Origin of the sequence: Gaiella sp. (genome assembly GCF_035558935.1) — a bacterium.
GTDB lineage: Bacteria > Actinomycetota > Thermoleophilia > Gaiellales > Gaiellaceae > Gaiella.
Map to the genome: position 1 here is coordinate 1 of NZ_DATMBZ010000016.1, position 4,619 is coordinate 4,619.

The 4,619-nt window shown below is 72.0% G+C and carries 6 protein-coding genes; 4 read left to right on the plus strand and 2 right to left on the minus strand.

The window, feature by feature from the left end; all coding sequences use genetic code 11:
- The 3 genes from VNM44_RS01990 to VNM44_RS02000 all read left to right on the plus strand — a co-directional run.
- A partial coding sequence (locus tag VNM44_RS01990; RefSeq protein WP_325622032.1) for a YciI family protein occupies nucleotides 1–305 on the plus strand: 305 nt, incomplete at its 5' end.
- Nucleotide 306: 1 nt separating this feature from the next.
- A complete protein-coding gene (locus tag VNM44_RS01995) occupies nucleotides 307–666 on the plus strand; it encodes a YciI family protein (RefSeq protein WP_325622034.1) in 360 nt (119 codons plus the stop codon).
- A complete protein-coding gene (locus tag VNM44_RS02000; protein ID WP_325622038.1) occupies nucleotides 663–1,865 on the plus strand; it encodes an RNA polymerase sigma factor in 1,203 nt (400 codons plus the stop codon). The genes VNM44_RS01995 and VNM44_RS02000 overlap by 4 nt, the downstream gene beginning before the upstream one ends.
- 5 nt (nucleotides 1,866–1,870) lie before the next feature.
- Here the strand turns inward: VNM44_RS02000 and VNM44_RS02005 are convergent, their stop codons facing one another.
- Nucleotides 1,871–2,314, minus strand: a complete 444-nt coding sequence (locus VNM44_RS02005) for a TIGR00725 family protein (RefSeq protein ID WP_325622040.1) — start codon at nucleotides 2,312–2,314, stop codon at nucleotides 1,871–1,873.
- A 16-nt stretch (nucleotides 2,315–2,330) separates the two neighbouring features.
- Between VNM44_RS02005 and VNM44_RS02010 the strand changes: the two genes are divergently transcribed.
- A complete protein-coding gene (locus tag VNM44_RS02010; protein WP_325622042.1) occupies nucleotides 2,331–3,599 on the plus strand; it encodes an NAD(P)/FAD-dependent oxidoreductase in 1,269 nt (422 codons plus the stop codon).
- A gap of 74 nt (nucleotides 3,600–3,673) precedes the next feature.
- On the opposite strand, the gene ligD is transcribed toward VNM44_RS02010, so the two are convergent.
- On the minus strand, nucleotides 3,674–4,619 hold a 946-nt coding region (ligD, locus tag VNM44_RS02015; RefSeq protein ID WP_325622044.1), incomplete at its 5' end, for a non-homologous end-joining DNA ligase.

The following is a 4,619-nucleotide window of genomic DNA, read 5'->3' on the forward strand; positions in this document are numbered from 1 at the left end:
CCGACGCAGAGCGGGAGAGCGCGTACGAGCAGTACGCCGAGTTCTCGCGCGCCGCCCGCGACGCAGGAGTCCTCGTAGGCGGCAACGAGCTCGGGTCGACGTCGAGCGCGACGACTGTCCGCGTCCGCGACGACGAGCGGCTCGTGAGCGACGGGCCGTACGCGGAGGTGAAGGAGGCGCTCGGCGGCTACTTCATCCTCGACTGCCCGACCGTCGACGCGGCACTCGACTGGGCGGCGCGGATCCCCGCCGCCGAGCACGGTGCCGTCGAGATCCGCCCCGTCCACGTCGACGAGGAGGCCTGAGATGCAGTACGCACTGCTCGTCTACTCCGACCAGTCCTCGTGGGAGGGCATCGACGAAGAGGAAGCGGCCCGGCGCAGAGCCGAGTCGATGCCCCGCTGGATCGCGCTCTTCGAGGAGCTCGGGAAGGTCGACCCCGGCGCTCTCGGCCGAGAGCTCGAGGCGGCGACGGAGGCAAAGGTCGTCCGCATCGTCGACGGCGAGCGCGTTGTCACGGACGGCCCGTTCGCCGAGACGAAGGAACAGCTCGGGGGGCTCTTCGTCACGACGCTCCCCGACCTCGACGAGGCGATCCGCCTCGCGGCCCTCGTCCCTGCCGCGCAGTACGGGTCGTTGGAGATCCGGCCTATCGTGGAGCGGTGAGGCCGTCCCTCGAGACGACGTTCAGGGAGGAGTGGCCTCGTGCGGTCGCAATCCTCACGCGCGTCCTCGGTGACCTCGCGCTCGCCGAGGACGCCGTGCAGGAGGCGTTCGTCACGGCTGCAGAACGCTGGCCGCGCGACGGCATGCCACGCTCGCCCGGCGCCTGGATCGTCACGACGGCGAGGAACCGCGCGATCGACCGGATCCGGCGCGAGCGGACATTCGTCCGCAAGGCCGAGCTCCTCGCACGCCTCGAGGACGTCCCGGCGGACGAGGACGCGGACGTGAGCTCGATCCCGGACGAGCGTCTCGCGCTCCTCTTCACGTGCTGCCACCCCGCGCTTGCCGTCGAGTCCCGCGTCGCACTCACGCTCCGCGAGGTCGGCGGGCTCACGACCGGGGAGATCGCGCGCGCGTTCCTCGTCGCGGAGCCGACGCTGGCGCAACGGCTCGTTCGCGCGAAGCGCCGTGTCCGCGACGCCGGGATCCCCTTCCGCGTGCCGCCTGACCATCTGCTCCCGGACCGCGTCCCGGACGTGCTCCGCGTCCTCTATCTCGTGTTCAACGAGGGCTATGCGGCGACGTCGGGCCAGGAGCTCGTGCGAGCCGAGCTCTGCGTCGAGGCGATCCGCCTCGCAAAGCTCCTCTGCGTACTCATGCCGGACGAGCCGGAGGCGCTGGGTCTGCTTTCGCTCCTGCTGCTGCAGGACTCCCGTCGAGCGGCGCGCATCGGCGCCGACGGCGAGCTCGTGCTCCTCGCCGATCAGGATCGATCGCGGTGGGACCGCTCGCGGATCGACGAGGGCCTCCGGGTCCTGCGGCGCGCCGAGGCGCAGCGGCGGCCGGGCCCGTACCAGCTCCAGGCGGCGATCGCCGCGGGGCACGCGGAAGGCGCGGACGCCGCCACGATCGCGGCCGTCTACGAGCTGCTCGAGCGGATCGACCCGTCACCGGTCGTGCGGCTCAACCGGGCGGTGGCGCTCGCCCTCGCGGGAGAGGTCGAAGCGGGCCTGGCCCTGATCGACGGGATCGAGGGTCTCGACGACTACGCCTACCTCCATTCGGCGCGCGCCGACCTGCTCCGTCGCCTCGACCGGCACGATGAGGCCGCGGCGGCGTACACGCGGGCGCTCGACCTGACGGACAACGCCCGAGAGCGAGCGTTCCTCGAACGGCGCCTGGTGGAGGTCTCCGCCTAGAGGCCTCAACCGAGCTCGGCGAGCGCGGCCTCGACCGCTTCTTCCGGTGTCGAGGCGTGTAGCACGCCGGCGACCGAGAGACCGCCCGCGAGCGCCACGACCGGACGGCCGAGCCGCATGGCGAACCCGATCTCGGCCAGCGTGCCGTAGCTGCCGCCGATCGCGATCACGGCGTGGCCCGAGGCCGCGACGGCGAGGTTCCGGGCATGGCCGATACCCGTGACGACGACGTGATCCGCCCAGGGATTGGCGTCGGCATGCGTCTCGCCGGGCAGGATCGCGATCGTCGTGCCGCCTGCTTCCTTTGCGCCTCGGTGCGCGGCTGCCATCACCTCGCCGAGCCCGCCGGTGACGACGGTGCAACCGCGCTCGGCGAGCAGCCGGCCGACCTCGGCGGCAGCGGCCTCGTGCTGCGCGCCGCTTCCGACGACCGACACCTGACGAGCCACCGTACGATCGTACGAGGTGGCGACGGCACGGCGTGAAGCAGCGGGAGGAACTCTCGTGGTCGGCGGCGGCTTCGCCGGAGCGTACGTCGCCCGGCTGCTCGGCCAGCGGGGAGCCACGATCGTCAATCCGGACAACTTCATGGTGTACACGCCGTTGCTACCCGAGGCCGCTGCCGGGACGCTCGAGCCGCGGCACGTCGTCGTCCCGCTGCGTCAGATGTGCCCGCACGCCGAGCTCCTGCTCGGAAGGGCGATCGCACGCGATCCGGAGGCCCGCACGGTCGTCGCCGAGACGCTCGGGGGGACGTTCGAGATCGGCTACGAGCGACTCGTGGTCGCGCTCGGCGCAGTGCCCCGTACCTTCCCGATCCCCGGCCTCGCGGATCACGGCCACGGCTTCAAGGACGTCGCCGACGCGATCGCCCTCCGCAACCACCTGCTCCGCTCGCTGGAGTCGGCGGCGGCCCGGCTCGACCCGGCGGAAGCGGAGCGCGACCTCGGCTTCGTCTTCGTCGGCGCCGGTTACGCCGGCGTCGAGGCGCTCGCGGAGCTGGAGGATCTCGCGCGCGACGCGGTTCGGCGGTCGTACCCGACGCTCCGTGGCGTGCGCCAGCGCTGGGTGCTCGTGGACGCGGCGCCACGGATCCTCGCCGAGATCCCGCAGAAGCTCGGCGAGTACACGCACCACTACCTCGAGAAGCGAGGGATCGAGATCCACGTCGGCGCAACGCTCGAGTCGTTCGACGAGCGCGAGGCCGTTCTCTCGGACGGAGCGCGAATCCCCGCGCGGACGCTCGTCTGGGCCGCCGGCGTCCGCGCAAGCCCCGACCTCGAGCGACTCGGGTTGCCGCTCGACGAGCGTGGCCGCGTGATCGTCGGGCCGACGCTGCAGGTCGAGGGCTCGGACGACACCTGGGCGCTCGGCGACGGAGCCGCTGTCCCGAACACGCGCACGCCGGGTCGCGTCGACCCACCGACCTGCCAGCACGCGCTGCGCCAGGCACGACGACTGGCGAAGAACCTGACGCGGCCGCCGAAGCCGTACGGCTACCGCATGCTCGGTCAGGTGGCGACGCTCGGGCGCTACAAGGGAATCGCCGAGCTTCCCGGCGTTCAGCTGCGGGGGTTCCTCGGCTGGTTCGTCGCCCGCACGTACCACCTCTACGCGCTGCCGACGTTCCGCCGAAAGGCGCGGGTCGTGACCGACTGGACGGTGTCGCTCTTCTTCCGCCGCGACATCGTCGAGCTCTCCGCCCTCGGGCGCCCGCACCGGCTCGACCCGTGACGAGGGCCGATCATTCTCCGTCGGGCCCGGAGTCGGACATCGTGTGGCCCCCAGCGGGGCGCGCGAGCTAGCCCTCAGCGCAGCGCGCGGAGCGCTGCTCCGAGCGACTGACCACCCTGGAGCACCCGTTCGAAGAGGTCGCCGTCCCGTGCGACGCGCTCGAGCACGACGTCCATCGTGAAGGCCGCGGGGTCGAGGCCGCTGCGCACCTCCTCCCAGCGCAGCGGCGTAGAGACGGGCGCGCCCGCACGTGGACGCACCGAGTACACGGAGGCCGTCGTCTTCCCGTGACCGTTCTGGTTCGCGTCGACGAGGACGCCCTTGCGCTTCGCCCTCGTCCACTCTGTCGTCACGAGCCCGGTATGCGCGCGGGCGAGGGCGCCGGCGACGATCCCGGCGAACTCGCGCACCTCGTCGAACCCGTGCCGGCGCGTGATCGGGACGAGCACGTGGATGCCGCGCGATCCGCTCGTCTTCGGCACCGACTCGAGCCCCAGCACGTCGAGCGTCTCGCGCACGAGCAGCGCGACCTGGATCACGTCCTCGAACGTCGCACCCTCCGAGGGGTCGAGGTCGAACATCACCCAGTCCGGCCGCTGCGGCCGGTCGGCGCGCGACGCCCACGCGTGCATGTCGATACAGCCCATGTTCACCATCCAGAGGAGCGACAGCTCGTCGTTCACGAGCGGCGCGTCGATCTTCCGCGTGCGGCGGGGCGTCTCGCGGGTCGAGACGACGATCGGCACACGCTTGATCCACTCCGGCATCCCGCGCGGCGCGTCCTTCTGGAAGAAGTGCTTGCCCTCCCAGCCGTCGGGATACCGCTTCATCGTGAACGGGCGGTCGCGGAGGTGCGGCACGAGCACGGGGGCGACGTCGCGGTAGTACGCGAGCAGGTCGCCCTTCGTGATGCCCTCCTCGGGCCAGAACGGCTTGTCGAGGTTGGAAAGCTTCACGCCGCGGCTGCCGCGGCGGATCTCCGCTGGCAGGGGGACACGCTCGGCGACCACGTCCGCCGCC